The sequence below is a fragment of the Streptomyces sp. NRRL B-24085 genome (assembly GCF_001282115.1).
GTDB lineage: Bacteria > Actinomycetota > Actinomycetes > Streptomycetales > Streptomycetaceae > Streptomyces.
Genome location: NZ_LJBR01000058.1, coordinates 1 through 26331 on the forward strand (window position 1 = coordinate 1; position 26331 = coordinate 26331).

The window sequence follows — 26331 nt, forward strand, 5'->3', positions numbered from 1 at the left end:
CCTCCGCGGCCCTGCCCCGCACCCAGGACGCGGTACGGGAACTGCGGTCCCTGGGCTGCGCGAAGGTGGCCGTGGCACCGTACGTCCTCGCCCCCGGGTTCCTGCCCGACCGCATCGCACGCGGCGCCGCCGACGCGGACGTCCTGGCCGAGGTGCTGGGCCCCGCCCCCGAGGTCGCCCGAGTGCTGCTGGAGCGCTACGACGCGGCCGTCAGCACGGCGCCAGCCGATCATCAGTCCCCAGTCAGCGCTGTCTGGGACGGTGCGGAAGCAAAGCGATCCACCTCTTTACGCCTTCATCCCTGACAGGCCGATCAAGCAGTTCCGAGCAGGTCCACGAGAGGGGCATGTGCACGCATGAGAGCTATCGGATCCCGGCGCGGCAGGCCCGTCGGGCGATTGACGGTCTGTCTCGTGGCAGCCGGACTGACCACAGGTCTCATGACCGGAGCCGGTCAGGCCGACGACGAGAGGACCACCGACGGGCGGGTCACCACCAGCACGTCACGGTTCACCGCGTCCGACGGCATCACCTACACCGCGACCAACCACCTGACCAAGGCGGCCGGAGGCGCGGGCCGCGAGTGGCTGCTCGCCTGGAGCGGCCCTGACGACCCCTCGGCGCCCGACTTCCTCGCGGTCATCGACGCGACACCGGGTTCCCGCCATTACGGCAAGGTCGTCAACACGGTGACCATGGGGCCCGGCAAGGGCAACGAACCGCACCACATGCAGTACACCTGGCACAAGGGTGATCGGCTCTACGCCAGCGGAATCATGTCGGACACCACCTTCGTCTTCGACACGAGCGCGCTGCCGGCCGTCCGGCTGAGCGGTGTCAACGCCCCCACCGACACTCCGTGCGGGACTCTGCCGGACGCCTATCAGGTCCTCAGCGACGGAACGGCCTACGCCACCATGCTCGGCGGTCCCAACGTGGCGGGCCCGTGCACCTACACCAATGGCGAGGTGCGCGAGGGCAACGGTGCTGCTGGATCTCCGGGCGAGATCGTCCGGATCGGCACCGACGGCCGGACCATTGCCGAGATCCCGGCCGCCAACAAGGAGGCCGAGGATCCGGAACAGTGCGCCAACAGCCCGGTGATCTCAAAGGCGACGTGCGCGAACCCACACGGCCTCGCCCTGCGCGAGGACCTCGACATCCTGGTGGCCAGTGACTTCACGGAGTCGCGCAGTGTCCCGCCGCCCGGCGAGCCATTGCCCGAGGGCGGTGAGAAGGTCGCCAGGCAGAGCGTGCGCGTCTTCGACATCGGTGACCGTGACGATCCGAAGCTGCTCTCCGTCAGCAAGGTGCACGACGGGCCGCGTGCCGCGCAGGAGGACCATCCCGCATTCGGCGAGTCGCGTGTCCTGATGGAGACCGCCATGACCAACGGACGCCACCAACGGGGCGCCTTCGTCTCCTCCATGTCCGGCGGGGCGGTCTTCTACACGCCCGACATCACCGCGCCGAAGCCCCAGTGGCGAGAGGTCTTCGACGACACCACCGCCTACCGTACGTTCACCTCGGACGCATCGGTCACGGGCGGCGGTGACAACTCCAGCTGGCTGGCGGTCAGTCCGGACGACCGATACCTGTTCCACACCGTCATGGGTCAGTCGACGCCGTACGGCACGCCCCTCGACAAGACGACGGGCATGGTCTACGTGCTCGACATCCGAAAGCTCCTCAAGGCCGGGAAGAAGGTGCGCTGTTCCGTCGACCAGCTGAAGGAGGTCACCGCGGGCGGTGCCGAGAGCGACTGCCCGGAGCTCGCCGGCGCGGTGCCCATCCGGGACACCACGGACGGCGGTCCGCACTGGGGGGCGATGGACAACTTCGCGCGGGACGCGCAGGGCACCTACCGCGAGACCAAGTCCGTCAAGCGGTTCGCGACCTCCAACTACTTCATCGCCGGTTCCTTCGGCGGCGGTGGTGACCACCGGGTGTGCATGTTCACGCTCGCCGAGAACGGAAAGCCCGCGCTGGACCGCACGTTCCGCGACGAAGTGACGCGACAGCCCTGCGTCAATCTCAACCGGCAGTCCTGGCCGCACGGTTCGTACGGGAACGCCCGGGCGCACGGAGTCCTGTTCGTCGTCAGCGACAAAGTCCTGCGGTGAGCACGGCAGCACCGTACGGCGCACCGGTGGCCGGCGTGCTGCTCGGCACGCTGGTCCTGGTAGCCGGTCTGTTCGCCGGCGTGATGCTGCTGCGCAATGGACGGCTGCGGCGCAGGTCGACGAGCGCGGTCTTCTTCGTCACCGTGCTGGTCTGCGCCGCGCTCGCGGGCATGGCAGTCCGCCCCGGCGGCTCGTCGAAGGATACGGCTGAGGCCGGGGTGCCGGTGCGGGGTTCGGTGCAGCTCGGAGCCCGTCAGGTTCCGGTCCTGGTGGTGCCGAACCGTCCCGGCTTCAACCTGGTGGCGGTGGACGCCGACGAGGTGTCGGTCGGCACCACGCGCGACCGGCTCACGCCGGGCGAGCCAAGGCCGGGCAGCAGGCACACCTGGGCCGGTGTGACGCTGCCCGCGGGCCGCAGCAGTCTGTGGGTCTCCGCGGGCGGGCTCTCGGGCTCGCTGACGGTGGACACGGGTGACGACACGGGCAGAGCGCTGCCCGCGTTGCGCGGCGCGGACGGTCCCGAGTGCGCGAGCAGCGCCCTCGGGGCCCTTGCGGCCGGTGTGGCCCGACCTCTCACGACATGCCCCGCGGACCGGCTCTCGACCGCGGACACCGAGGCCCTGCGCGCGACGGTGAAGTTCGTGGCCCAGCGTGGGGAGCGCGCTCTCGCACTGGTCGCGGACGAGTCGCCGCGGGGCACTGCGGCCGCCGCAGTGATCCGTGCCGCGGCCGACAGGGAGGGCATCTCCATCTCGGCCACTCCCCGGGCCGGCCACCCGCTGGTGATCGTCTCGGGCTGGCAGGGCGCGGACTCCGCGCTCCGGGACGTGGCCGCGGGGCGCTCCAAGGCGCGTGGCGCCTATCTGGCGCCGTGGCTGCTGACCACGCCGCTCCTTCAGCCCGCGGCCGGACAGGTTCTTCCGCTGCGGTACGCACCGCGCTCGGACCAGCCGATGCGGTACGTCGCGGATCTGGCGCGGCTCTGGCCGAGCGCCGCTCCCACGGCGGCCGGCTACGAGTCCTGGCTGAGTGCGCGCGACGAGACCACGCACCGGTCCCCGGTTCTCCTGTACGCCGCGTCGGTGGCGCGCATTCCCGGAAGCAGCGGCACAGGCGGACATCACGGCACGGCCCGCGCCGACTGGTTGCCGGAGGGGCTGATCACCCCGGTCTCCGGGGTTCTGAGGGCCTCGTGACGCACCGCCCGCACCCGCGTCGGCATGCGCGCGGACCGAGAGAGGACGACCGATGACATCTGCGGCGAAAGGCCGTGCCCCGGGCAGCCGTGCGGCACAGCCTCGTGACGAAGGACAGTGGGCCAAGGGCTCCCGGACCCCGCTCAACGCCAACGAGCGGATGAAGAAGGACGAGGACCCCCTTCGAGTGCGCGAACGGATCGAGCACGTCTATGCCCGCACGGGGTTCGCCGGGATCGACCCGGAGGATCTGCGGGGCAGGTTCCGGTGGTGGGGCCTCTACACCCAGCGCCGTCCGGGCATCGACGGCGGGCGCACCGCGGTACTGCCGCCCGAGGAGCTCGACGACGAGTACTTCATGCTCCGCGTCCGGATCGACGGCGGCCAACTGGATCTTCAGCAGCTGCGGACGGTCGCGGAGCTGTCGAGGGACTTCGCCCGGGACACCGCCGACCTGACCGACCGGCAGAACGTCCAGTTCCACTGGGTGCGCATCGAGGACATGCCGGAGATATGGCGGCGCCTGGAAGCCGTCGGTCTTTCCACCACCGAGGCATGCGGAGACTGCCCGCGGGTCGTGCTGGGCAGTCCGGTGGCGGGCGTCTCCCGGGACGAGGTGCTGGATCCCACGCCGGCGATCCGCTCGATCGTCGACTCCTACGTCGGCGACCCGACGCTGTCGAACCTGCCGCGCAAGTTCAAGTCGGTGATCTCCTGGCTGCCGGATGTCCCCTATGAGACCAATGACATCGCCTTCCTGGGGGCCGACCACCCCGAGCTGGGCCCCGGGTTCGACCTGTGGGTGGGCGGCGGTCTGTCCACGGCGCCACGGCTCGCCGACCGGGTCGGTGCGTGGGTGCCACTGGCGGAGGTGCCGGACACCTGGCTGGCGGTGACCCGGCTGTTCCGGGACTACGGCTACCGCAGGCTGCGCAACCGGGCACGCCTGAAGTATCTCGTCGCTGACTGGGGGGTGCAGCGGTTCCGCGAGGTACTGGAGCAGGAGTACCTCGGGCGCGCTCTGACCGATGGACCGGCCCCGCGGTTGCCCGGCGCTCCCATCGACCACATGGGGGTTCACCGGCAGAAGGACGATCTGTACTACGTAGGTGCCGCGCCCGTGGTCGGCCGGCTGTCCGGCACCCGTCTGGCAGCACTCGCCGATCTCATGGAGGCACACGGAACGAACCGGATCAGGCTCACGCCTTATCAGAAGCTCCTGGTTCTCGACGTGGCGGAGCCGGACAGGTTGGTACGCGACCTCCACGGCCTGGGACTCGAGGCCCACCCGTCACCGTGGCGGCGCAACACCATGGCCTGTACCGGCATCGAGTTCTGCAAGCTGGCCATCGTCGAGACCAAGCAGCGAGCCGCCCGGCTCGTCGAGGAATTGGAACGGCGACTCCCCGACGCGCCGGTCGACCTGAGCATCAACGTGAACGGCTGTCCGAATGCCTGCGCCCGCACCCAGGTCGCCGACATCGGTCTCAAGGGTCAGCTCGTCACCGACGCGTCGGGTCGGCAGAGCGAGGGCTTCCAGGTCCATCTCGGTGGCGGCCTGGCCCTGGCACAGGGCCAGAGCAGTGAGTTCGGCAGAAAGCCCCGAGGGCTGAAGACATCCGCAGCCGAACTTCCGGACTTCGTGGAGGGCTTGGTCCGCCGCTATCTCAGAGACCGCAAGGACGAGTCCGAGTCCTTCGCCCAGTGGACCGCACGTGACCTCGACCACTGATGACCTCGACCACCTATGACCACCCGGCCACCGCGCCTGACTGACGCCCCTGAGACACCCGCATCGCCCCCACCGCCATCACCTTCCGACCGGAGGAGAAGACCGTGAGACCCCAATGGCGCAGCGCCTTGCGGCTGGGCAGTGCCCTGACCGCATTCCTGTCCCTGCTGTTCGTCTTCATCCAGCCCTCAGCCTCGGCCCAGTCCTCCCACGAACCGGGGCCCGCCCGCCAGACGCTGTCCGACGCCGGCGGCCCCGCGCTTGTCACGCCGACCAAGGAACTGGACAAGTCGCTCGTCTGTCGAACGCCCAAGAAGGTCACGCAGCGGCCCGTCCTGCTGATCACCGGGTTCGGTACCGACCCGCGGGAGGACTTCTCCTGGAGCTACTGGAAGCTCCTGCCCGCCCAGGGGCATCCCGTCTGCATGATCGACTTCCCGGAGCACCAGCACGGGGACGAACAGACCAACGTCGAGTTCGTGATTCACGGCATTCGCACCATGGCCGCACGCCACCACTCGAAGGTCACGACGCTCTCGCACAGCATCGGCGGGGTGCTGCCGATCTGGGCCCTGCATTTCTGGCCCGACATGGCCGGCAAGGTCGACGACGTGATCAGCATGGGCACACCGTTCCAGGGGACCTTGCTGAACAAGGGACTGTGCATGGCTCAGCCGAGTTGCCAGCCGGCTCTCTGGCAGAACGGCGAGGGCTCCCGCTTCCTCCGGGCCCTGCACAAGAAGTCGCTTCCCGAGGGGCCGTCCTACACGGTGATCTACGGTGAGGCCGACCAGCTCGTGCAGCCCGCCGGCGTGGCGACGAACCTGGCAGGCGCGGCCAACATCGGTCTGCAGAAGGTGTGCCCCGGCCGGATGATGGAGCACCACATGCTGTCGGCTGATTCGGTCGTGTACGCACTCGTGCAGGATGCGATCAAGCATCGGGGCGCGGCCGTACCCGAACGTGTTCCGGCGTCCGTGTGCGACCGGGAAGGGATGCCCGGCTTCGTCATGCCCGGCATCGACATGAAGTCCTTCGAGAAGAACTACTTCACGTACGTGATGACGCCCTATACACGAGGTCTCGGCGGACCTCGCACCACGGCGGAACCGCCGCTGCGTCCCTACGCCGAGAACGTGCTCGACGAGGGCTGAGCCCTCAAGGGCGACAGGCTCGTCCGTCGCCTGCCGGAGGCACCCGTACTCCGGCGGGCGACGAATGCCGCGAATCCCCAGGACGCCGCCGGCGAAGGACCTTCACCATGAGTACCGCCAATTCCCGGAACAGGGCCGCGGCCCGTCGTGCACACATAGAGGAGAAACGCCGAGCCGAAAAGGCACGTGAGCATCGTGCGCGCGTCATCACCGTCACCGTGTCTGCTGTGATCCTCGCTGCGGTCACAGGCGGCGGCTGGTATCTCGTCGATGCCGCCCACGACAAGGAAAAGGCTGCCGAAGCGCCTGTCCGGGGCGAGAAGACGTGGTCGAAGCTGGGGCGTACCCATGTCGAGACAAAGGTCGACTACCCCATGACCCCGCCCGCGGGCGGCGATCATGCACCTGTCTGGCAGAACTGTGACGGCGACGTCTACCGCGCGCCGGTCCGGAACGAGAACGCCGTCCACTCGTTGGAGCACGGCGCGGTCTGGGTCACCTACAACGCCAAGGCCACCGCACCGGACGTCAAGGCCCTTGCCGCCAAGGTGGCCCGGACGCCTTACACGCTGATGAGTCCGTATCCGGGTCAGTCGTCGCCCATCTCACTGACCGCCTGGGGCCACCGTCTCGATGTGGAGCGGGAATCCGATCCGCGGGTGGCCGAGTTCCTCACCAAGTACGTCCAGGGTGGGCAGACTCCGGAGCCGGGAGCCGCGTGCACCGGTGGGAAGGCCTCATGAGCCCCCGCGGCAAAATCCCCCGTCCAGCGGGCGGTGACGCCCGGTCCTTGAAGCGAACCGTCATCACGGTGCTCCGAGGTGAGTGAGGGATCAGGGGTGACATGCGTTAGCGTGGCGAGCGGTGACCGCGAACCCCGGGTTGGTTCGCATTGGGACCAGAGGTGCAATAGGGGCAATCGTGTTGGTCGGGGGGATGTCATGAAAATATTGCACACCTCCGACTGGCATCTCGGCCGCGCGTTCCACCGGGTCAACATGCTCGGGGCCCAGGCCGAGTTCATCGGTCACCTCGTCACCACCGTGCGCGAGCACGCCGTGGACGCGGTGGTCGTGTCGGGGGACGTGTACGACCGTGCGGTGCCGCCGCTCGCCGCGGTCGAGCTGTTCGACGACGCCCTGCACCGGCTCGCCGACCTCGGCGTGCCGACGGTGATGATCTCCGGCAACCACGACTCCGCCCGCCGCCTCGGCGTCGGCGCGGGACTCATCGGGCGCGCCGGCATCCATCTGCGGACCGAGCCCGCGGCCTGCGGAACTCCCGTGGTGCTCTCCGACTCCCATGGCGACGTCGCCTTCTACGGGCTGCCCTATCTCGAACCCGCCCTGGTGAAGGACGAGTTCGGAGTGCGGAAGGCGGGCCACGAGGCCGTGCTCGCCGCCGCCATGGACCGGGTCCGCGCCGACCTCGCGACGCGCGCGCCGGGGACCCGGTCGGTCGTCCTCGCCCATGCCTTCGTCACCGGCGGCGAGGCCAGCGACAGCGAGCGGGACATCACGGTGGGAGGAGTGGCCGCGGTGCCCGCCGGTGTCTTCGACGGCGTCGACTACGCGGCCCTCGGGCACCTGCACGGCAGCCAGACCATCACCGAGCGCGTGCGCTACTCCGGCTCCCCGCTGCCGTACTCCTTCTCGGAGACCGACCACCGCAAGAGCATGTGGCTCGTCGACCTGGACGCCGAGGGCGCGGTCACCGCCGAGCGCGTCGACTGCCCGGTGCCGCGGTCGCTGGCCCGGATCCGCGGGACGCTGGAGGAGCTGCTCGCCGACCCGCGGCTCGTGCCGCAGGAGGATGCCTGGATCGAGGCGACCCTCACCGACCCGGTCCGCCCGGCCGAACCCATGGCCCGTCTCTGCGAGCGCTTCCCGCACACCCTCAGCCTGGTGTTCGATCCCGAACGGGCGCCGGACGACCCCGACGTGTCGTACGCCAGGCGGCTGGCCGGGCGCAGCGACCAGGAGATCGCCGAGGACTTCGTGGCACACGTGCGGGGCGCCGGGCCCGACGAGCGGGAACAGGCCGTGCTGCGGGACGCGTTGGACGCCGTGCGCGCGGACGAGGCCGTGCGGGAGGTGGCCCGGTGAGGCTGCACCGGCTGGACATCACCGCGTTCGGACCGTTCGGCGGTTCCCAGACGGTCGACTTCGACGAGCTGTCGGCAGCCGGGCTGTTCCTCCTGCACGGGCCCACGGGCGCCGGAAAGACCTCCGTGCTCGACGCCGTCTGCTACGCGCTCTACGGCTCCGTGCCCGGGGCCCGGCAGAGCGGCCAGGGCACGGCCCTGCGCAGCGATCACGCCGCCCCCGGCACCCGCACGGAGATCCGTCTCGAACTGACCGTGGCGGGGCGCCGGTTGGAGATCACCCGGCAACCCCCGTGGGAGCGCCCCAAGAAGCGCGGCAGCGGTACGACACTCGACAAGGCGCAGAGCTGGCTGCGCGAGTACGACGGGTCCGCCGGGGCCTGGAAGGACCTGAGCCGGTCCCACCAGGAGATCGGCGAGGAGATCACCCAGCTCCTCGGCATGAGCCGCGAACAGTTCTGCCAGGTCGTGCTGTTGCCCCAGGGTGACTTCGCGCGCTTCCTGCGGGCCGACGCCGAGGCGCGCGGCAGACTGCTCGGACGCCTCTTCGACACCCACCGGTTCGCCGAGGTCGAGAAGCGGCTGGCCGAGCGCCGCCGGGCCGCCGAAGCACAGGTCCGTGAAGGGGACGCGGCGCTGCTGGCCGACGCGCACCGCATGCAGCAGGCGGCCGGCGGCGCCATGGAGCTGCCCGAGCTCGCACCCGGTGAGCCGGGTCTGGCCGAGGCCGTCCTGGGCGCGGCCGCCGTCGCCCGCAGCACCGCCCGCGAGCAGGTGACGATCGCCCACTGCGGACTGGGTGCCGCCGAGTCCGCCCAGGCCGCCGCCGAGCGCGCCCTGGCCGACGTACGCGAACTGGACCGGCTTCAGCGCCGGTTCACCCAGGCACGTGAGCGGGCCGCGCTGCTCGCGGAGCGGGCGGATGGCTACCACCAGGCGCAGGCCCGGATGGAGCGGGCCCGCAAGGCGGAGGCGGTGGCGCCCGCGCTGGAGCTGCGGGAGGCGGCCGAGGCCGAGCACCGCAGGGCGGCCGAGGCCGAGACACGCGCGCGGGGGCTGCTGCCGGAGACCTTCGCCGGGGCGGGCGCCGCCGGACTCGCGAGCGCCGCGCGCCGGGCGGCCGAGGAACTGGGCGGCCTGGACGCGGCCCGGCGCGCCGAGCGGCAGCTGACCGAACTCGTCCGCGAACGCGCCGACCTGGACGACGAGGAGCGCTCCGACGAGGACGTCCTCCAGGAGGCCGAGGCGTGGCTGGCCGGCTGGGAGGAGACCCGCGCGGGTCTCCAGCACGCCGTCGATTCGGCCCAGGAGGCGGTCAACCGGGCCGAACAGCTCGACGTGCAGCGGGAGCCCGCCCGCAGGCGGCTCGCCGCCGCACGCCAGCGCGACCAGTTCGCCCGGGACACCGACGACGCCCAGCAGCAGGTCATCGACGCGACGGACCGGGCGCAGAGGGCCCGCGCCGACTGGCTGGACGTCAAGGAGCGGCGGCTGAACGGCATCGCCGCCGAGCTGGCCGCACAGCTCACCGACGGTGAGCCCTGCGCGGTCTGCGGCGCCACCGAGCATCCCGCCCCCGCCCGCAAGGACGCCGGGCACGTCGACCGGGAGACCGAGGAGCGGGCGCTCGCCACCTCGCAGCACGCCGACGAGCAGCGGGCCGAGGCCGAGCGGCGCCTCGCCTTCGTCCAGCGGGCGCTGGCCGCCGCCCAGGGCGAGGCCGGCGACACCTCCACCGAGGACCTCGCCGCCCAGGTGGACGAGCTGGAGCGCGAGTACGCCCGGGTCCGCACCCTCGCCTCGGCCCTGCACACCGCGACGGAACAGCTACGGCAGGCCGAGCGGGAGCGCGAACGACGCCTGACCGCCCAGCAGGAGGCCGCCGTGCGCACCGCCTCCCGCGGCGCCCGCCGGGACGCCCTGGACCGGCAACGCATCACCCTGGAAGCGGAGTTGGCCGAAGCGCGCGGTGCCGCCGACAGTGTGGCCGCCCGCGCCGCCCAGCTCGAACGGCAGGCCGCGCTGCTCACCGACGCCGCCGACACCGCGCGTGCCGCCGAGGACACCGCCCAGCGGCTCAAGGACGCCGACGCCCGCCTCGCCGACGCCGCCTTCCGGGCCGGCTTCGAGACCCCGCAGGCCGCGGCCGCCGCCCTCCTCGACGAGGCGGCCCACCGCGACCTCCAGCACCGGCTGGACGCCTGGCAGACCGAGGAGGCCGCCGTACGGGCCGTGCTCGCCGAGTCCGAGACCGCCGAGGCGGCCCGGCGGCCGCCCGCCGACGTCCTCGCGGCCGAGCGGGCCGCCGCCGACGCGGGCCGCCGGGTCCGCGAGGCCGCCTCCGCGCTCGACGCGGCCGCCCGGCGCTGCGCGGAACTCGACCGGCTCTCCGCCCGCACGGCCACCGGCCTCAGGCGTCTGGCGCCGCTGCGCGACGAGTACGACCGGGTGGCCCGCCTGTCCGCGCTCGCCGCGGGCACCTCCGCGGACAACGAACGCAAGATGCGCCTGGAGTCCTATGTGCTCGCGGCCCGCCTGGAGCAGGTGGCGGCCGCCGCGACCGCACGTCTGCAACGGATGTCGTCGGGCCGTTACACCCTCGTCCACTCCGACGACCGCACCGGCCGCGGCCGCAGCGGACTCGGGCTGCACGTCGTCGACGCCTGGACGGGGCGTGAGCGGGACACGGCCACGCTGTCGGGCGGCGAGACCTTCTTCGCGTCCCTCGCCCTGGCCCTCGGCCTCGCGGACGTCGTCACCGACGAGGCGGGCGGGGTCCGGCTCGACACCCTCTTCATCGACGAGGGCTTCGGCAGCCTCGACGACCAGACCCTGGACGAGGTCCTCGACGTCCTGGACTCCCTGCGGGAACGCGACCGCAGCGTGGGCATCGTGAGCCATGTCGCCGATCTGCGCCGCCGCATCCACGCCCAACTGGAGGTCGTGAAGGGCCGGTCGGGGTCGGCGCTGAGACAGCGCGGCGGAGTCTGAGGTCAGCGCCCCACGGGCCGCCGGGGGAGCGGGGAGGAGTAGACGACGCTCGTGGTCACCGAGCCCAGGGTGCCGATCCTGCCCGACACCTCCTCCAGGTGCCGCATGGAGCGGGCGGCGACCTTGATGACGAAGCAGTCGTCGCCGGTCACGTGGTGCGCCTCCAGGATCTCGGGCGTCACGGAGACCAGGTCGTGGAAGGGCTTGTAGTTGCCGTTGGGGTACCGGAGGCGGACGAACGCGAGGATCGGCAGGCCGAGCCGGTCGGGGTCCACGACGGCGGCGTACCCCTGGATTACGCCCGCCTCCTCCAGCCGCCGCACCCGCTCGGTGACCGCGCTCGCGGACATCGAGACGGCACGGGCCAGCTCGGCGAAACTGGCCCGGCCCTCCCGCTGGAGGACGTCGAGGATGCGCCAGTCGGTGGCGTCCGGGGAATACGCGGTCATGCCCGAGGAATAGCAGGGGAATCCCCGGCCGGGCAAGGTCACCGCCGTGGAATCGCCCTTCAGGTGGTGGATCGGCGGCCGTAGATTTCTGGCCATGACGACAACCGCCTCGCTCCTCTCGAACCCTGTCCTGCGCGTCGCCCCCGCCGCTCCGGCCGAGGCCGCCGCCTACTTCCGCGCCAGTCTGGTCTTCCACGCCGACGTCTCCGACGTCGCCGCCGCGCTCGCCGCGGACGGTGACCCCGGCTTCGCGGTCCTCGACTCCCGTTCCACCGCCGCCTGGGACCAGGGCCACGTTCCGGGCGCGGTCCACCTGCCCACCGCCCTCATCCCCGAGCAGGCCGAACAGCTCCTGGACAGATCGGTGCCGGTGGTGACGTACTGCTGGGGCCCGGGCTGCAACGGCGCCACGCGCGCCGCACTGGCCCTCGCCGAACTCGGCTACCAGGTCAAGGAGATGCTCGGCGGATTCGAGTACTGGGTGCGGGAGGGCTTCGTGTTCGAGACCTGGGAGGGGCAGGAGCGGCGCGCCGCCGACGTGTTGACCGCACCGGCCGACTCCGAGGACTGCGGCTGTTGAGTCCTGGGGATTCCGGTGGGGTTCCTGTGCAGGTGCAACCCTGAGGTTCCGGTGCGTGTAGGTTCTGGCCCATGGTGCGATACGCGGAGCCGGGCGCGGTGGAGTGGGTGGAGTCGGGCGGCGGTCCGCTCATAGCGGTGCCCGAGACGGTGCTGCCGTTCTGGGCGGGAGCCGACGGCGACGAGACGGCCTCCGACTACGACCGGGCCTGTGAAGTCGAGGGCTCGGTGGGCCTGTTGCCGGTCGGCGACGCGGCGGCCCTGGTCCTCGGGGACGAACCCGCCTCGACCTCCTATCTCGCCGAGCACGACACCTTCGTACGGTGGTGCGCCGCCGACTCCGAGGACGAACTCCTCGCCGAGGTCCCGGCCGCCCTCGCCACCGCGGCCTGGGAGGACGAGGTGAGCTGGACGGTACCCGGCCCGGTCGTCCTCTTCGACGCGGCCTGGCCCGGCAACGACTCGGCCGGCACCGACCACCTGAAGGTCTCGCTCGCCCCCGGCCGGTACGCGGTACGCGCCGCCAACGTGCGCCCAGGCCCGGAGACCTGGCTGGGTCTGGTCCAGCTGCGCCGGCTCCAGGACTGACGGTCGCTGCCGTGCGGACCTGACCGACCGGCCCGCCCCGTCGCCCGGTGGGGGGCGTCGAGGCGGGCCGGTCGCTCGGTCAGGCGGCCGGCGGCTTCCCGTACCGGTCCGCCGTAGGCATCACAGCCGGGCCAGCTCGTCCACCAGGTCGTCGAGGCCCAGGGAGCCCTGCGACAGTGCCGCCATGTGCCAGGCCTTGAGGTCGAAGGCGTCGCCGTGCCGCTCCCGGGCCTTCTCCCGGCCCAGCAGCCAGGCCCGCTCACCGAGCTTGTAGCCGATCGCCTGGCCGGGAATCGTCAGGTAGCGGGTCAGCTCGCTCTCCACGAAGTCCGCCGGACGGCTGCTGTGCGCGCCGAAGAACTCCTGCGCCAGCTCGGGTGTCCAGCGCTCACCGGGGTGGAAGGGGGAGTCCGCCGGGATCTCCAGCTCCAGGTGCATGCCGATGTCGACGATGACCCGGGCGGCCCGCATCATCTGCGCGTCGAGGTAGCCGAGCCGCTGCTCAGGATCGGTCAGGAAGCCCAGCTCGTCCATCAAGCGCTCCGCGTACAGCGCCCAGCCCTCGGCGTTGGCGCTGACCCCGCCGACCACCGCCTGGTAGCGGGAGAGGTTCTTCGCGACGTGGGCCCACTGCGCGAGCTGGAGGTGATGGCCGGGGACGCCCTCGTGGTACCAGGTCGAGACGAGGTCGTAGACCGGGAAACGGGTCTGGCCCATCGTCGGCAGCCAGGTGCGGCCGGGACGCGAGAAGTCCTCCGACGGGGGCGTGTAGTACGGGGCGGCCGCGCTGCCGGGCGGGGCGATGCAGGACTCCACCTTCCGCACCCGTTCGGCGAGTTCGAAGTGGGTGCCGTCCAGCGCGTCGATCGCCTGGTCCATCAGGCCCTGGAGCCAGTCGCGCACCTCGTCGACGCCCTCGATGTGCTTGCCGTGCTCGTCGAGGTGCGCGAGCGCCACCCACGGCGTCGCGGCGCCCGGCAGGATCTTCTCGGCCTCCTGCCGCATCTCGCCGAGCAGCCGGTGGTACTCGGACCAGCCGTACGCGTACGCCTCGTCCAGGTCGAGGTCCGTGCCGTTGAAGTAGCGGGCCCAGCGGGCGTACCGCTCCCGGCCCACCGTGTTGGGGGCGCCCTCGACGGCCGGCGTGTACACGTCCCGCATCCAGTCGCGCAGCTCCACCACGGAGGCGGTCGCCGCGCGGGCGGCCTCGTCCAGCTCGGCCCGCAGCGACTCGGGTCCAGCCGAGACGAAGTCCTCGAACCAGCCACGGCCGTTGCCGTCGGTGTCCGCCCACTCGGTGAGCTGCTCGACGAAGGTGGCCGTCGGGCGCGGAGCCGCGTACAGCTTGCGCTCCAGACCGAGGGCGAGGGACTCGCGGTAGCCCGCGTACGCCGTGGGCACGGCACGCAGCCGCTCGGCGATCGCCGCCCAGTCCTCCTCGGTCCGGTTGGGCGTCACGGTGAAGACCTCGCGGACCGAGTGCGCGGGCGTCGCCATGTTGCCGACCGCGCGCAGCCCCTCGTCGGCCTCGTGCACCGCGAGTTCGGCGGTCAGCCGCTCCCGCAGCAGCCGGCCGCACCGGCGCTCGATGTCGCTGTCCGCGCCGGGCCGTCGCTCGGCCTCGTCGAGCCGGGCGAGGGTGGCCCGCTGGAGCTCCGCCAGCGCCTCCTGGCCCGCCGGCGACGTGTCGGGCAGTTTGCTCGAACTCTCCTTCACACCCAGGTAGGTGCCGGTGACCGGATCGAGGGCGATGAGCTCGTCGACGTAGGTGTCGGCGACCTGACGGGGAAGCGGGCTCTGAGTCTCAGACATGCGGACCATCCTCGTACGCGGACCTCGCGGGAGTCACCCCGATTCCGCTGTGGGCGTGGCAGGCGGGAGGAGCGGCCCGCACTCCCACTGCTGGAAGATCAGCCGGGTCTCCACCCGGGCCACCTCGCGCCGGGACGTGAACTCGTCCAGCACCAGCCGCTGGAGGTCGGTCATGTCCGCCACGGCCACGTGCACGAGGTAGTCGTCGGGGCCGGTCAGATGGAACACGGTCCGCGATTCCGGCAGCGCCCGGATCCGCTCCACGAACGGCCCGACCAGCTCCCGCCGATGCGGTCTGACCTGCACCGACAGCAGCGCCTCCAGACCCCGGCCGAGCTTCGCCGGATCCAGCCGCAACTGGTGCCCGAGGATGACGCCCGAGCGGCGCAGCCGGGTCACCCGGTCCAGGCAGGTGGAGGGGGCGACCCCGACCTGCGCGGCGAGATCGCGGTAGGTGGTCCGGGCGTCGTTCTGCAACAACCGCAGCAGATGCAGGTCCACCGGGTCCAGTACGACAGATTCGGCCATCGGCCGAACGTAGCACGGGCTTCCCCCTGCTAAGTCCGTTCAGTGTTCACTCTTGCCTGCATGGACTCAGCGCGCACCGCCACCGCCTCCCGTACGCCGCTCAGAGCACTGGCCACCGAGGCCGTCCACGCCGGCCGCGACGACCTCGCCCGGCAGGGACTGCACGCCCCGCCCATCGACCTGTCGACGACCTACCCCTCCTACGACAGCCGCGGTGAGGCCGCCCGTATCGACGCCTTCGCCGCGACCGGCGCCGAGCCGCAGGGACCGCCGGTGTACGGGCGGCTCGGCAACCCGACCGTCGCCCGCTTCGAGACCGCCCTGGCCCGCCTGGAGAACACCGGGGCCGCGGTCGCCTTCGCCAGCGGCATGGCCGCGCTCACGGCGGTCCTTCTCGTACGGGCCTCCCTGGGCCTGCGCCACATCGTGGCCGTACGCCCCCTGTACGGGTGCAGCGACCACCTGCTGACCGCCGGACTCCTCGGCACGGAGGTCACCTGGACCGATCCGGCGGGGGTCACCGACGCCCTGCGCCCGGACACCGGCCTGGTCCTGGTCGAGTCCCCGGCCAACCCCACCCTCGCCGAACTCGACCTGCGCGCCCTGGCCCACTCCTGCGGCTCCGTGCCCCTCCTCGCGGACAACACCTTCGCCACACCCGTGCTCCAGCGTCCCGCGGAGCAGGGCGCCCGCCTGGTGCTGCACAGCGCGACCAAGTACCTCGGCGGCCACGGGGACGTCATGGCGGGAGTGGTGGCCTGCGACGAGGAGTTCGCCGGGCGGTTGCGGCAGGTGCGCTTCGCCACGGGCGGCGTCCTGCACCCCCTCGCCGGCTATCTCCTGCTGCGCGGCCTGGCGACCCTCCCGGTCCGGGTCCGTGCCGCCTCCGCGACCGCCGCCGAGCTCGCCCGCCGCCTCGCCGCCGACCCCCGGGTGGGCCGCGTGCACTACCCGCGGATCGGCGGCGCGATGATCGCCTTCGAGGTCGACGGCGACCCGCACGAAGTGATCGACCGGGTCCGGTTGGTCACCCCGGCGGTCAGCCTGGGCAGCGTCGACACCCTCATCCAGCACCCGGCGTCGATCAGCCACCGCATCGTGGACGCGGACGACCGGCGGGGTGCCGGGGTGAGTGACCGTCTGCTGCGCCTGTCGGTGGGCCTGGAGGACGTGGAGGACCTGTGGACGGACCTGGACCAGGCCCTCGGATAGCCCCCCGCCGGACGGACCTGGACCGGGTCCTCCGGCGGACACCGGCCGCTACGGCGCCTCGATGCGCGTGACGCGCACGGCGCGCTCCGGCTCCGCCCCCGGAGCGAGGCGCGCCGTGATCACCAGGGTCCCCTCCTCGATCTGGTAGTCGAGGGGGAGTCCCAGCCCCCGCATCGCCGCGACCATCCCGGTGTTGGACGACTGCGTCACGGCGTACACGCTCTCGCACCCGGCCTCGGCGGCCATCGCGACCAGCCGCTCCAGCAGCTCGGCCCCGATCCCGCGCCGCTGCCAGGCGTCCTCGACGAGCAGCGCCACCTCGGTCTCGTCCCCGTCCCACAGCAGGTGGCCGAGCCCGACGATCCGCCCGGAGGCGGTCTGCACGGCGAGGGTGCGCCCGAACCGCGGACTGAGCAGGTGGTTCAGGTAGCGGTCGGCGTCACCGACGGGCCCGTGGTAGCGCATGCCCAACGTCCTCGGCGAGCACCGCTCGTGCATCGCCACCGCGGCCGCCAGATCGCCGGTGTCGGCCCGCCGCACGGTGATGTCGTGGCCCTGCGGCAGCGTCAGGAGATCCTGGCTGCCCGGCACCCGCGGACCGAGCCGGGCGTCCAGCTCGACCAGGGCCCGGGCCCGGGCGAACTCCGTCGGCGTGAACGGCAGATACGGCCGCTCCACGGTGATCACGCCGCCTTCCGGCGCCCGCAGCCGCATCACGGTGTCCTCCAGAGCTCCTTCCACGGGCACCCCTTCCGGCCCGCGACCGCCGCCCACCGGCGTGGCCGGCAGGGACCGGATCGTGCACCGGCCCAGCAACTGCCGCAGCGCGAGCGGCAGTTCCGCCGCGTCCAGCGCGGTTCGGGTGGCGAGGCCGAGCACCCGGGTCGGGGCGTCCACCAGATCGTGCGTGTCGGCCCGCTCGATCCAGGTGTCGGCGCCGCCGGCCCGCCCGACGGCCCCGGCGATCCCGGCGCCCTCCAGCGCGCCCGGGGCGCGCAGCAGGAACTCGTCGACCGTGCCCTCGGCCAGCGGGTGGGTCTGCAGGCTCAGGATGTCGATCCGCAGCCCGGCCAGGACCGTGCACAGGGCGGCCAGCGAGCCCGGTTCGTCCTTCACGGTGGTTCGCATCCGCCACAGGGTGCTCTCCGCCACCACGGGGTCCGGGGTTCCCGACGGCCCGGCCTGCTCCCCTTCGGGCAGCGGCCGGGCGCCGGTATCGCCGGTCGGGGGCGCGTGGCCGTGGCGCCGTGTCCATCGGGTGCGGAACGCGGCCCTGAACGCGGCGGCGAGTTTCGCAGGGGTCACATCAGGCATGTTCGAAGTCATGCAGCCACTGTGGAGGAACGGTGTTGCGTGATCACGAACGTATTGTGACTGCACGGTAAAGCGTGGTCCGTGCGCTTTATACCCTTTTCAACAGTTCACGGGTCGCGCACCGGGGGATGACGCCGACGCGCGACCCGCCGTACAGCGTACGGGAGTTACTGGCCCACCCGGCCCGGCTGGAGCACCTGCGTGAACAGCACGGTGCCGTCCGCCTCGCGCAGCCGGACCGTCAGCTCGCCGCTGTGGCCGTCGATGTCGACCTCGCCGAAGAACTGGTAGCCCCCGGCGGGGGAGACGTTCGAGGCGGTCGGCGCCTTCACGAAGACCCGCTCCGGGCCGAAGGTGCCGTCGAGCGCGCTGGCCGGGAAGGCCCCCGCGTTCAGCGGGCCCGACACGAACTCCCAGAACGGCTCGAAGTCGGTGAACGCGGCCCGCGACGGCTGGTAGTGCTGCGCCGAGGTGTGGTGCACGTCGGCGGTGAGCCACACCGTGCCGGTGATCCGCCGGTGCTTGACGTACCGCAGCAGCTCGGCGATCTGCAGCTCACGTCCGAGCGGGGCGCCCGGATCGCCCTGCGCCACCGCCTCGATGTTCGCCTTGCCCTCCGTGGCGTCGGGCACGACCAGGCCGAGCGGCATGTCGGAGGCGATCACCTTCCACACCGCCCGCGAGCGCGACAGCTCCCGCTTCAGCCACTCCAACTGCTCCCGGCCGAGGATGCCCTGCGGGTCCACGGTCTGGTCGTCGGGCGAGTTGGCGTTCCGGTACGTGCGCATGTCCAGCACGAACACGTCGAGCAGCGGGCCCTGCCGCAGCACCCGGTACACCCGGCCGTCCCGTCTGCCGGGCCGGAGCGTGGAGATCGGGAAGTACTCGCTGAACGCGCGCCGCGCCCGGCCGGCGAGCACGTCGACGCGCTTCTCGGTGTAGCGGGAGTCGGAGTCCAGGATGGTCTGCCCCGGGTACCAGTTGTTGCGGACCTCGTGGTCGTCCCACTGGATGACCGACGGCACCTGGGCGTTGAAGGCGCGGAGGTTGTGGTCGAGCAAGTTGTAGCGGAAGTTGCCGCGGAACTCGGCCAGGGTCTCGGCGACCTTGGACTTCTCCTCGGTCGTGATGTTCCGCCAGGTGCTGCCGTCCGGCAGGGCGGCGGTGGCCGGGATCGGTCCGTCGGCGTAGATGTTGTCGCCGCTGCACAGGAAGAAGTCCGGGTCGAGAGCGGCCATCGCCCGGTAGATCGTGTAGCCGCCGAAGTCGGGGTTGATGCCCCAGCCCTGCCCGGCGAGGTCGCCGGACCACAGAAACCGCACCCCGTCCCGGCGCTTGTGGGACACGGTGCGGAAGGTGCCGGTGACCGGCTCGCCGGTGCGGCGCGGGTCGTCCGGGTCGGCGAGCAGCACCCGGTAGTGGATCTGCTCGCCCGACGGCAGCCCGCGCAGCCGGGTCGTCCCCGTGAAGTCGGTGTCCGGGCCGAGCAGCGGGCCGTGCCATCTGCGCGGATTGCGGAACGACTCGGTCGCGGACGTCTCCACGATCATCCGGGCCGGACGGTCGGAACGCACCCACACCAGACCGGAGTCGGAGGTCACGTCTCCCGTCTGCACACCCCAGCCCGCCCCGGGGCGCCCGGACAGGGCGAAGGCGGGCGCGGCCCCGGAGACCGCGGGGAGGGTGAGGGCGGCCGACGCGGCCAGGGAGCCGCGCAGAACGCTGCGGCGGCCGGGGAACGGACGGTGAGACATGGCTGCGCCTCCAAGGACGGGATCCGGCCGGTGTGCGATGCCACAACTACTGGGGCACCGCAGCGCACACGCAAACCGCAGGTGAACAACTGGCCGCGGTGACGGGGGAACCCGCGCCCGCGCGCGAGACGGCGCGGCTCGGTGCTGGGCGGCCCCGGCCGTCAGCGGGCTCGATGTCGGGCGGCCTCGGGTATCCACGGCTCGGTGACGGTCGGCCTCAGGTATCGGCGGGCTCGGTGGTGGACGGCCTCGGACATCAGCCGGTTCAAGGGCGGGCGGCCTCGGGTATCGGCGGGCTCGGTGGTGGGCGGTCTCGGGTATCGGCCGGTTCAAGGGCGGGCGGCCTCGGCCGTCGGCCGGTTCAGTGTCGGGCGGCCTCGGCCATCAGCCGTACGCCGTCGCGGATCCGGGCCGGCGACAGGTGCGCGTACCCCAGGACCAGCCGCACGACCTCCTGGTCCTCGGGCTCGGCACGCGCGTGTGCGTAGTCCGTCAGGGGCCGCACGCTCACACCGGCCGTGCCGAGGCGCGCGAGGAAACGCTCCTGGGGGCCGTACCGGGGCGGCAGCGCGGCGATGACGTGCAGCCCGGCCGCGATCCCGGACACCTGTGTGCCGGGGAGGTGCTCGTCCAGCGCCGCGACCAGCGTGTCGCGCCGCTCCCGGTAGGCGCGCTGGCAGCGGCGCAGCTGACGGTCGTAGTCGCCGCGCTCCACGAACCGGGCGAACAGCGCCTGATCGACGGTGGGATGGCCGAGGTCCATGGTCCGCTTGCGCTCGACGATCTCGTCGGCCAGCGTCTCCGGCACGAGCAACCAGCCCAGGCGCAGTCCGGGCGCGAGGGACTTGCTGACCGATCCCGTGTAGGCGACGCGGTCCGGGTCGAGCCCCTGGAGCGCGCCCACGGGCGCCCGGTCGTAGCGGAAGTCGCCGTCGTAGTCGTCCTCCAGCACGAAGCCGTCGACGGAACGCGCCCAGTCGAGCAGGTCCGCGCGCCGCCGTGCCGAGTAGGCGATGCCGGTGGGGAACTGGTGGGAGGGCGTCGTGACCACGGCACGCACGCCCGCGTCGCGCAGCGGCCCGAGCAGGATCCCGTCGTCGTCCAGCGGCACCGGGACGGTGGTCACGCCCGCCGCCGCGTACAGGGCGTCGTGCTGCGGGCTCCCCGGGTCCTCCACGCCCACGGTCGGCAGCCCGCGCGCGTGGAGCGCGAATCCGAGCAGTGTCGTCGCCTGCGCCACGCCGGAGACGACCACGATCCGCTCCGGGTCGGCGACCACACCCCGGCGGCGCGTCAGCAGTTCGGCCAGGGCGGCCCGCAGCCGGGGCAGCCCGCGCGGGTCGGGATAGCCGAGGTCCTGGTGCGCCAGCTCCGCCAGCACGCCCCGGTGGGCGGTGGCCCACGCGGTGCGGGGGAACAACGACAGGTCGGGCGTCCCCGCCACGAAGTCCGCCCGGCTGCCCGGAGCACGCGGGGCCAGGTCACGCGCGCGTGGCCGGGCCGCCCGCACGGCACCGCCGACCCAGGTGCCCGCACCCCGCCCGCTGCGCAGATAGCCCTCCGCCGTGAGCTGTTCGTACGCCTCGGTGACCAGACCGCGCGACACACCGAGGTCGGCGGCCAGGTCCCGGCTCGACGGCAGCCGCGTCCCCGGCACGAGCCGCCCGGACCGGACCGCCTCCCTGAGCGCCGCCTGGAGGGAACGGCCACGCGTGCGTGCCGGCGCCGAGACGGCGGGCAGGAGCAGCTCCCAGGCAGCCGACCCGACGGGGTCGCCGGGCGGTCGCTGCTGCGGATTGGTCCCCGATGACGTCATGGCACTGGACCTTAAACCGGGCCGCGGCAGTTCCTAGCGTCGTCCCCATGAACGCCACCACCACGCGCGGCTCCCTCCTCGCCGCGCTCGCCTGCGTCCTCGTCGGCGCGTCCTTCACCGCCAACAGCCTCCTCGGCGACTACCCGTACGCGGGCGGCCAGGCACTGCGCTACGCCCTCGCCGCGCTGCTGCTGGTTCCCCTGGCCGCGAAGGGCGCCGGGGCACGGCTGCGCGCCCTGGGGCCGAGGCAGTGGGCGCGGCTCGGACTGCTCGCCGCCGTGGGCATGGTCGGCTTCAACCTCGCCGTCATCGCCGCCGAGCGCACCGCGGAACCGGCCGTCCCCGGCGTCCTCGTGGGCTGCGCCCCCGTGCTGGTGGCCGTCCTCGTCCCGCTGCTGGAGGGACGCCGGCCCCGGCGCCGGGTCCTGCGGGGCGCGCTGCTCGTGGCCCTGGGCGCCTTCGCCGTCCAGGGGTGGGGCCGAACCGACGGCGCGGGCCTCGCCTTCTCGGTGTGCGCGCTGGCCGGCGAGGTCGGCTTCGCGGTGCTCGCCGTACCGGTGCTGCGTCCCCTGGGGCCGCGGCTGCTGTCCGCGACCGTCTGCGCGGTCGCCGCCGTCGAGGCCGCGGTGGCCGGACTGCTCCTGGACGGCACGGCGTGGCTGCGCCGCCCCGACAGCGCCGAGGCCGCCGCACTGCTGTGGCAGGCGGCGGTCGTCACCGTCGTCGGGTTCGTGTGCTGGTACATGGGCATGCAGCGGATCGGAGCGGAGCGCGCCACGCTGTTCTCCGGCCTCATCCCGGTCGCGGCCGCCTGCACCGCGCCCCTCGTCGGCACGGGCTCCTACGGCGCCGCACAGGCCGTGGGAAGCGCCCTGGTCGGCGCCGGGGTCGCCCTCGGTTCGGGGGCGTTGGCCGGGCGGCGCAAGGGCTCAGCGGCTGCCGTCGAGGATGACCCGCGCGACCAGCGCCGGGTCGTCGTTCATCGGGCAGTGGCCGCAGCCGGGCAGCCGCACGAGCCGGGCCCGGGGAATGATCTGCTTGGCCCGCACGCCCTGCCGGCGCACGAGGATCATGTCCCTGGTGCCCCAGGCGACCGTGACCGGCAGCCCCGGCACGTCGTCGCCGAACCGGACGGCGGTGCCGGCCCGGAGCGTCTCGTCGAATCCCGTGGCCCGCGCCAGGGCGAGCGTCTCGGCGACCACGGCCTCGGGTGAACGGCGGCCCGGGCGGGCGTAGATGGTGCTCGTGAGCATCGTGCGGCCGGCCGCGCTGCGCGAGAGCCGCTCGACCAGCGGCAGCGGCAGCCGCCGGGAGATGCGCCGCATGGTGAGCAGCACCCCGAACGCGTAGCGCCGCTCGGCCTGCGACCAGAACCCGGCGGGAGCCAGCGCGGTGACGGACCGTACGAGCCGCTCGCGCCCCAGTTCCAGGGCCAGCAGCCCGCCGAGGGAGTTGCCCGCCACATGCGGGCGGTCCAGCTCCAGCGCCGCGCAGAACGCCCCGAACACGGACGTCGTGGTGGCCAGGTCGTACGACAGCCCCTCGGGCAGCCCCGGCGACGCGCCGAACCCCGGCAGGTCCACGGCGATCACGTCGCGTTCGGTCGACAGGATGTCCACCACCGGGTCCCAGGCCTGCCGGTGGTGACCGATGCCGTGCAGCAGGAGCAGCGGCTCACCGCGCCCCACGCGCGTGTAGGAGACGGTCACGGGCTGCGGCCCCTGCGCGGAGGGGACTTCGAAGGAGACGGTGGCGGACATGAGGGCTCCTTGACGGCGGGTCACGGGGCTGAGGCGATGACGCACGGCGGACACGTCGTAGACAGCTTGTCAGCAATTGCTACTGGCGGGTAGACCCCTTCGGCCCCCGGGGCGCGCCGCGCCTGATGCCGCCTGGACACGAACCGGCGTCTGCGTTGGGATGAAGGCGTGGCCACTGACACCGAGACCGACGTCTTCGAAGCACACCGTTCCGTCCTCCTGGGCGTCGCCTACCGCATGCTCGGGCGCGTCACCGACGCCGAGGACGTGGTGCAGGAAGCCTGGCTGCGCTGGTCGGCGGCGGACCGGAGCGAGGTGCGCGAACCGCGCGCCTATCTGGTCCGCGTCACCACGCGCCTGGCGATCGACCGGCTCCGCCAGGTCAAGGCGCGCGGTGAGACCTACGTCGGACCGTGGCTGCCCGAGCCGTACGTGACCGACTTCGGCGACACCGTCCCCGACACCGCCGAGCAGGCCGTCCTCGCCGACTCGGTCTCCCTCGCGGTCCTGGTCGTCATGGAGTCCCTGTCGCCCCTGGAGCGCGCGGTGTTCGTCCTCAGAGAGGCCTTCGGCTACCCCTACGCCGACATCGCCGCCATGCTCGACCGCGCCGAACCCGCCGTACGGCAGCTCGCAGGGCGGGCCCGCCGGCACGTCGACGAACGACGGCCCCGCTATGACGTCGACCCGGTCCGGCGCCGTGATCTGACGGAGCGTTTCCTCGCCGCGGCCGGCGGCGGCGACCTGGAGGCACTGATGGCGCTGCTCGCCCCGGACGTCCGGCTCGTCGGGGACAGCGGCGGCAAGAGCAAGGCGCCGCTGCGGGTCCTGGAGTCCGCCGACCACGTGGGCCGCTTCATCGTCGGCGTCGCCGGAAAGGGCCTGCCGGACCTCACCTGGCGTTTCCTGGAGCTCAACGGCGGGCCCGCGGTGCTCGTCCTGTCGGGCGGCAAGCCCGACTCCGTCTTCCAGATGGACATCCTCGACGGCCGCATCCAGTCCGTCTACATCATCCGCAACCCGGACAAGCTGCAAGCCCTGTCCGCCGTCTGAACGCCTCGTCAACGCTGTGTGACATCACGTCCGCACACCCCGGAGGGCATCGAGGATTGGTCTTGACCAAGGGTGGGGGCCGCCCTATGGTCGCAGATAAGTGAAACAACCTTTAATAAACAAGGGCGCTAAAACGCCGCCGGACCACGGCGATTGCGGAGGACAGGGTGGGGACCACGCAGCTCGAAACGGTGCCGGAACCGAAGTACTGGCATCTCAAGACCGTGCTCAGTGAGGCATTGGACTCCGAATTCACCGTGGGCGAGGTCCTGCCCAACGAGCGCGACCTCGCCGCCCGTTTCGGCGTCGCCCGCGCCACGCTCCGACAGGCCCTGGAGCAGCTGGAGCTGGAGGGCAGGCTCCAGCGCCGCCGCGGTGTCGGCACGACCGTCGCCCCCCCGCGCGTGGGCGTGGCCGTCGGCACCGAGCAGCACGCCTGGCCCGGCGCGGCCGGCGACGACTGGCAGTCCGTCGACTGCGCCGCCGCGGTGCCGCCCGCGTCCGTCGCGGACGCGCTCGGCACCGACCGCGAGCAGCCGGTGCACGTCGTGCGCCGCTCCCGGGTGACCCACGGCCAGCCCGTCGCCGCCGAGCTGCTGTACATCCCCGAGGCGTCGGTGCCCGAGCTGTCCGCCATAGACGCGCCGTCCGGGGCGGCACGCGCGCGTGCCGTGCTGCGCGAACTGCAGCGCCTGGAGCTGGAGAGCCGGGAGAACGCCGTCGAACTCGGCTCGGCCCGCGCGGACGACGCGAAGGAACTGGACCGCCTGCCCGGCGCGCCGGTGCTGGTCGTCACCACCCGCTACCTGGCCGGGGGCCGCACCGCCGCGGTCTCGGTGGCCACCTACCGCGCCGACACCTGCCGGCTGACCTTCGGGGACTCCGGCGCGGTGGAGATCCACGAGAGCCCCGAACGCCGGGCCTCCTGAGCGGCACGGCGGCGCCCCGGACCGGGATCCGGGGCACCGCCGGGTGTCGTCGGGCCGCTCACCGCCGTGCCGTGACGGTGCCCTCCACGGCGAACAACTGCTCCTCCACGTGGTCGAGGGCCAGGCGCAGCGCACCCGTCGCCACGGCCGCCTCCCCGAGGAGCGACAGGGCCACCTTCGGCGGGCGCAGACAGTAACGGGCCAACTCCCGCCGCAGCGGCTCCAGTACACCGTCCAGGCCGGCCGCCCAGCCGCCCACCACGACGAGTTCCGGGTCGAGGGCCAGGACGAGCGCCGCCACGTCGTGCACGAGCCGCTGGATGAAGCGTTCCACGGCCGCCCGCGCCCGCTGGTCGCCCTCCCGCGCCTGCGCGAAGACCTCGGCGACGGCCTGCTCGTCGAGCGGGTGCAGGGGCTCGTCGGTCGTGGACAGCAGCGTCTCCGGAGTGACCTCGCGGCCCAGCAGGTGCAGCGCGCCGATCTCCCCGGCCGCCCCGCCGTACCCCCGGTGCAGCCGCCCGCCGATCAGGGAACCGGCCCCCGGGCTCAGCCCGGCCAGCACGAACACCATGTCGTCGGACTCGGTCGCGGCCCCCTTCCAGTGCTCGGCGACCGCGGCCGCGTTGGCGTCGTTCTCGACCAGCACCGGGCACTTGAAGGAACGGCTGAGCCGCTCGCCCAGCCGCAGCCCCGTCCACTCGGGCAGCGCCGCGCACAGCCGTATGGTGCCGTCCGCCTCCACGATGCCCGGCGAGGCGACCCCCACGGCCCACAGGGAGTCGCGCGCGACCCCGGCCCGGCGCAGCAGGTCGGCGACCGCGGTGCGCAGCCGCTCCAGGCGCTCGTCGGCGGAGGCCGTCTCGTCGACGTCCTTGGCCACGGCGCCGAGCACCCGGCCGTCGAGGTCGGACAGCAGCGCGGCGACCCGGTGCGGGCCGATGTCGAGGCCCAGCAGGTGCCCGGCCTCGGCCCGGAACCGGAACCGCCGCGCAGGCCGCCCCTGTCGTCGGGCGACGCTCTCGTCCGCCGCCTTCTCGACCACCAGGCCGCCCTCGATGAGCCCCTCGACGACCCCCTCGACCGTCGGTCGGGACAGGCCCGTCACACGGGTGATCTCGGTCAGCGTGGCGCAGTCCGTGGCACGCAGCGCGTGCAGCACGACCGCGGAATTGATCCTTCGCAGGAGCGAGGGGTCCCCGCCGGTCAGTCGCCCCAACGTCCGTCCTCCCAGCTCGTG

General features: G+C 72.7%; 21 protein-coding genes and 1 pseudogene. 14 read left to right on the top strand and 8 right to left on the bottom strand.

Going from position 1 to position 26331, the window contains the following annotated elements:
- From AOJ26_RS08680 to AOJ26_RS08715, 8 genes are all read left to right on the top strand, one after another.
- Positions 1–305 (top strand): CbiX/SirB N-terminal domain-containing protein (locus tag AOJ26_RS08680; protein WP_324613971.1); only part of this gene is annotated, 305 nt, incomplete at its 5' end.
- 108 nt (positions 306–413) lie between these two features.
- Positions 414–2123 (top strand): selenium-binding family protein, encoded by a 1710-nt coding sequence (locus tag AOJ26_RS08685; protein WP_234358505.1) that lies wholly within the window; start codon positions 414–416, stop codon positions 2121–2123.
- Complete coding sequence (locus tag AOJ26_RS08690; RefSeq protein WP_053847622.1) at positions 2120–3319, top strand: hypothetical protein; 1200 nt, start codon at positions 2120–2122, stop codon at positions 3317–3319. Before AOJ26_RS08685 ends, AOJ26_RS08690 begins: the two co-directional genes overlap by 4 nt.
- Before the next feature lie 52 nt (positions 3320–3371).
- Positions 3372–5051, top strand: a complete 1680-nt coding sequence (locus AOJ26_RS08695; protein WP_053847623.1) for a nitrite/sulfite reductase — start codon at positions 3372–3374, stop codon at positions 5049–5051.
- A gap of 104 nt (positions 5052–5155) precedes the next feature.
- Positions 5156–6205 (top strand): esterase/lipase family protein, encoded by a 1050-nt coding sequence (locus AOJ26_RS08700; protein WP_143663623.1) that lies wholly within the window; start codon positions 5156–5158, stop codon positions 6203–6205.
- Positions 6206–6312: 107 nt separating this feature from the next.
- A complete protein-coding gene (locus tag AOJ26_RS08705; RefSeq protein ID WP_053847625.1) occupies positions 6313–6948 on the top strand; it encodes a DUF3105 domain-containing protein in 636 nt (211 codons plus the stop codon).
- 198 nt (positions 6949–7146) lie between these two features.
- Positions 7147–8310 carry an exonuclease SbcCD subunit D gene (locus tag AOJ26_RS08710; RefSeq protein ID WP_053847626.1) on the top strand — a complete coding sequence of 388 codons (1164 nt, stop codon included), beginning with the start codon at positions 7147–7149 and terminating at the stop codon, positions 8308–8310.
- Entirely contained in the window at positions 8307–11300 is a 2994-nt protein-coding gene (locus tag AOJ26_RS08715; RefSeq protein WP_053847627.1) for an AAA family ATPase, read from the top strand. Before AOJ26_RS08710 ends, AOJ26_RS08715 begins: the two co-directional genes overlap by 4 nt.
- Before the next feature lie 2 nt (positions 11301–11302).
- On the opposite strand, the gene AOJ26_RS08720 is transcribed toward AOJ26_RS08715, so the two are convergent.
- A complete protein-coding gene (locus AOJ26_RS08720) occupies positions 11303–11749 on the bottom strand; it encodes an Lrp/AsnC family transcriptional regulator (protein WP_053847628.1) in 447 nt (148 codons plus the stop codon).
- A 94-nt stretch (positions 11750–11843) separates the two neighbouring features.
- On the opposite strand from AOJ26_RS08720, the gene AOJ26_RS08725 reads away from it, so the two are divergent.
- Both AOJ26_RS08725 and AOJ26_RS08730 read left to right on the top strand, forming a co-directional pair.
- Entirely contained in the window at positions 11844–12329 is a 486-nt protein-coding gene (locus tag AOJ26_RS08725) for a rhodanese-like domain-containing protein (RefSeq protein ID WP_179200192.1), read from the top strand.
- Between the two features lie 71 nt (positions 12330–12400).
- The gene (locus tag AOJ26_RS08730) at positions 12401–12916 is read left to right on the top strand and encodes an immunity 21 family protein (protein WP_053847629.1); all 516 of its coding nucleotides are present in this window, start codon (positions 12401–12403) and stop codon (positions 12914–12916) included.
- Positions 12917–13036: 120 nt separating this feature from the next.
- Here the strand turns inward: AOJ26_RS08730 and AOJ26_RS08735 are convergent, their stop codons facing one another.
- Both AOJ26_RS08735 and AOJ26_RS08740 read right to left on the bottom strand, forming a co-directional pair.
- The gene (locus AOJ26_RS08735) at positions 13037–14728 is read right to left on the bottom strand and encodes a DUF885 domain-containing protein (RefSeq protein ID WP_053847630.1); all 1692 of its coding nucleotides are present in this window, start codon (positions 14726–14728) and stop codon (positions 13037–13039) included.
- Between the two features lie 33 nt (positions 14729–14761).
- On the bottom strand, positions 14762–15256 hold the full coding sequence (locus tag AOJ26_RS08740; RefSeq protein WP_053847631.1) for an Lrp/AsnC family transcriptional regulator: 495 nt from the start codon (positions 15254–15256) through the stop codon (positions 14762–14764).
- A 60-nt stretch (positions 15257–15316) separates the two neighbouring features.
- Here AOJ26_RS08740 and AOJ26_RS08745 point away from each other — a divergent pair, with 60 nt between their 5' ends.
- On the top strand, positions 15317–16468 hold the full coding sequence (locus AOJ26_RS08745; protein ID WP_053847632.1) for a trans-sulfuration enzyme family protein: 1152 nt from the start codon (positions 15317–15319) through the stop codon (positions 16466–16468).
- A gap of 48 nt (positions 16469–16516) precedes the next feature.
- Here AOJ26_RS08745 and AOJ26_RS08750 read toward each other — a convergent pair whose 3' ends face one another.
- The 3 genes from AOJ26_RS08750 to AOJ26_RS08760 form a co-directional block, all read right to left on the bottom strand.
- Complete coding sequence (locus AOJ26_RS08750) at positions 16517–17794, bottom strand: GNAT family N-acetyltransferase (protein WP_078959807.1); 1278 nt, start codon at positions 17792–17794, stop codon at positions 16517–16519.
- A gap of 155 nt (positions 17795–17949) precedes the next feature.
- Positions 17950–19536, bottom strand: coding sequence for an alkaline phosphatase D family protein (locus tag AOJ26_RS08755; RefSeq protein ID WP_053847634.1), 1587 nt, complete (start codon positions 19534–19536; stop codon positions 17950–17952).
- A gap of 361 nt (positions 19537–19897) precedes the next feature.
- Positions 19898–21352: a PLP-dependent aminotransferase family protein gene (locus AOJ26_RS08760; RefSeq protein WP_053847635.1), complete on the bottom strand. Its 1455-nt coding sequence runs from the start codon at positions 21350–21352 to the stop codon at positions 19898–19900.
- 47 nt (positions 21353–21399) lie between these two features.
- On the opposite strand from AOJ26_RS08760, the pseudogene AOJ26_RS41660 reads away from it, so the two are divergent.
- Positions 21400–22188: pseudogene (locus AOJ26_RS41660) on the top strand (EamA family transporter); the annotation flags it as partial.
- Between the two features lie 93 nt (positions 22189–22281).
- Here AOJ26_RS41660 and AOJ26_RS08770 read toward each other — a convergent pair.
- Positions 22282–23112, bottom strand: a complete 831-nt coding sequence (locus AOJ26_RS08770; RefSeq protein WP_053847637.1) for an alpha/beta fold hydrolase — start codon at positions 23110–23112, stop codon at positions 22282–22284.
- 168 nt (positions 23113–23280) lie between these two features.
- Between AOJ26_RS08770 and AOJ26_RS08775 the strand changes: the two genes are divergently transcribed.
- Complete coding sequence (locus AOJ26_RS08775; protein ID WP_053847638.1) at positions 23281–24165, top strand: RNA polymerase sigma-70 factor; 885 nt, start codon at positions 23281–23283, stop codon at positions 24163–24165.
- 167 nt (positions 24166–24332) lie between these two features.
- Positions 24333–25094: a GntR family transcriptional regulator gene (locus tag AOJ26_RS08780; protein ID WP_053847639.1), complete on the top strand. Its 762-nt coding sequence runs from the start codon at positions 24333–24335 to the stop codon at positions 25092–25094.
- A 58-nt stretch (positions 25095–25152) separates the two neighbouring features.
- Here AOJ26_RS08780 and AOJ26_RS08785 read toward each other — a convergent pair whose 3' ends face one another.
- Positions 25153–26310: an ROK family transcriptional regulator gene (locus tag AOJ26_RS08785; RefSeq protein WP_053847640.1), complete on the bottom strand. Its 1158-nt coding sequence runs from the start codon at positions 26308–26310 to the stop codon at positions 25153–25155.
- Between the last annotated feature and the right edge of the window lie 21 nt (positions 26311–26331).

Coding starts and splice junctions, on each gene's coding strand:
- AOJ26_RS08695 (WP_053847623.1), top strand. CDS start 3,372: ATGACATCTGCGGCGAAAGGCCGTGCCCCGGGCAGCCGTGCGGCACAG.
- AOJ26_RS08705 (WP_053847625.1), top strand. CDS start 6,313: ATGAGTACCGCCAATTCCCGGAACAGGGCCGCGGCCCGTCGTGCACAC.
- AOJ26_RS08710 (WP_053847626.1), top strand. CDS start 7,147: ATGAAAATATTGCACACCTCCGACTGGCATCTCGGCCGCGCGTTCCAC.
- AOJ26_RS08720 (WP_053847628.1), bottom strand. CDS start 11,749: ATGACCGCGTATTCCCCGGACGCCACCGACTGGCGCATCCTCGACGTC.
- AOJ26_RS08725 (WP_179200192.1), top strand. CDS start 11,844: ATGACGACAACCGCCTCGCTCCTCTCGAACCCTGTCCTGCGCGTCGCC.
- AOJ26_RS08730 (WP_053847629.1), top strand. CDS start 12,401: ATGGTGCGATACGCGGAGCCGGGCGCGGTGGAGTGGGTGGAGTCGGGC.
- AOJ26_RS08735 (WP_053847630.1), bottom strand. CDS start 14,728: ATGTCTGAGACTCAGAGCCCGCTTCCCCGTCAGGTCGCCGACACCTAC.
- AOJ26_RS08740 (WP_053847631.1), bottom strand. CDS start 15,256: ATGGCCGAATCTGTCGTACTGGACCCGGTGGACCTGCATCTGCTGCGG.
- AOJ26_RS08745 (WP_053847632.1), top strand. CDS start 15,317: ATGGACTCAGCGCGCACCGCCACCGCCTCCCGTACGCCGCTCAGAGCA.
- AOJ26_RS08750 (WP_078959807.1), bottom strand. CDS start 17,794: ATGACTTCGAACATGCCTGATGTGACCCCTGCGAAACTCGCCGCCGCG.
- AOJ26_RS08755 (WP_053847634.1), bottom strand. CDS start 19,536: ATGTCTCACCGTCCGTTCCCCGGCCGCCGCAGCGTTCTGCGCGGCTCC.
- AOJ26_RS08760 (WP_053847635.1), bottom strand. CDS start 21,352: ATGACGTCATCGGGGACCAATCCGCAGCAGCGACCGCCCGGCGACCCC.
- AOJ26_RS08770 (WP_053847637.1), bottom strand. CDS start 23,112: ATGTCCGCCACCGTCTCCTTCGAAGTCCCCTCCGCGCAGGGGCCGCAG.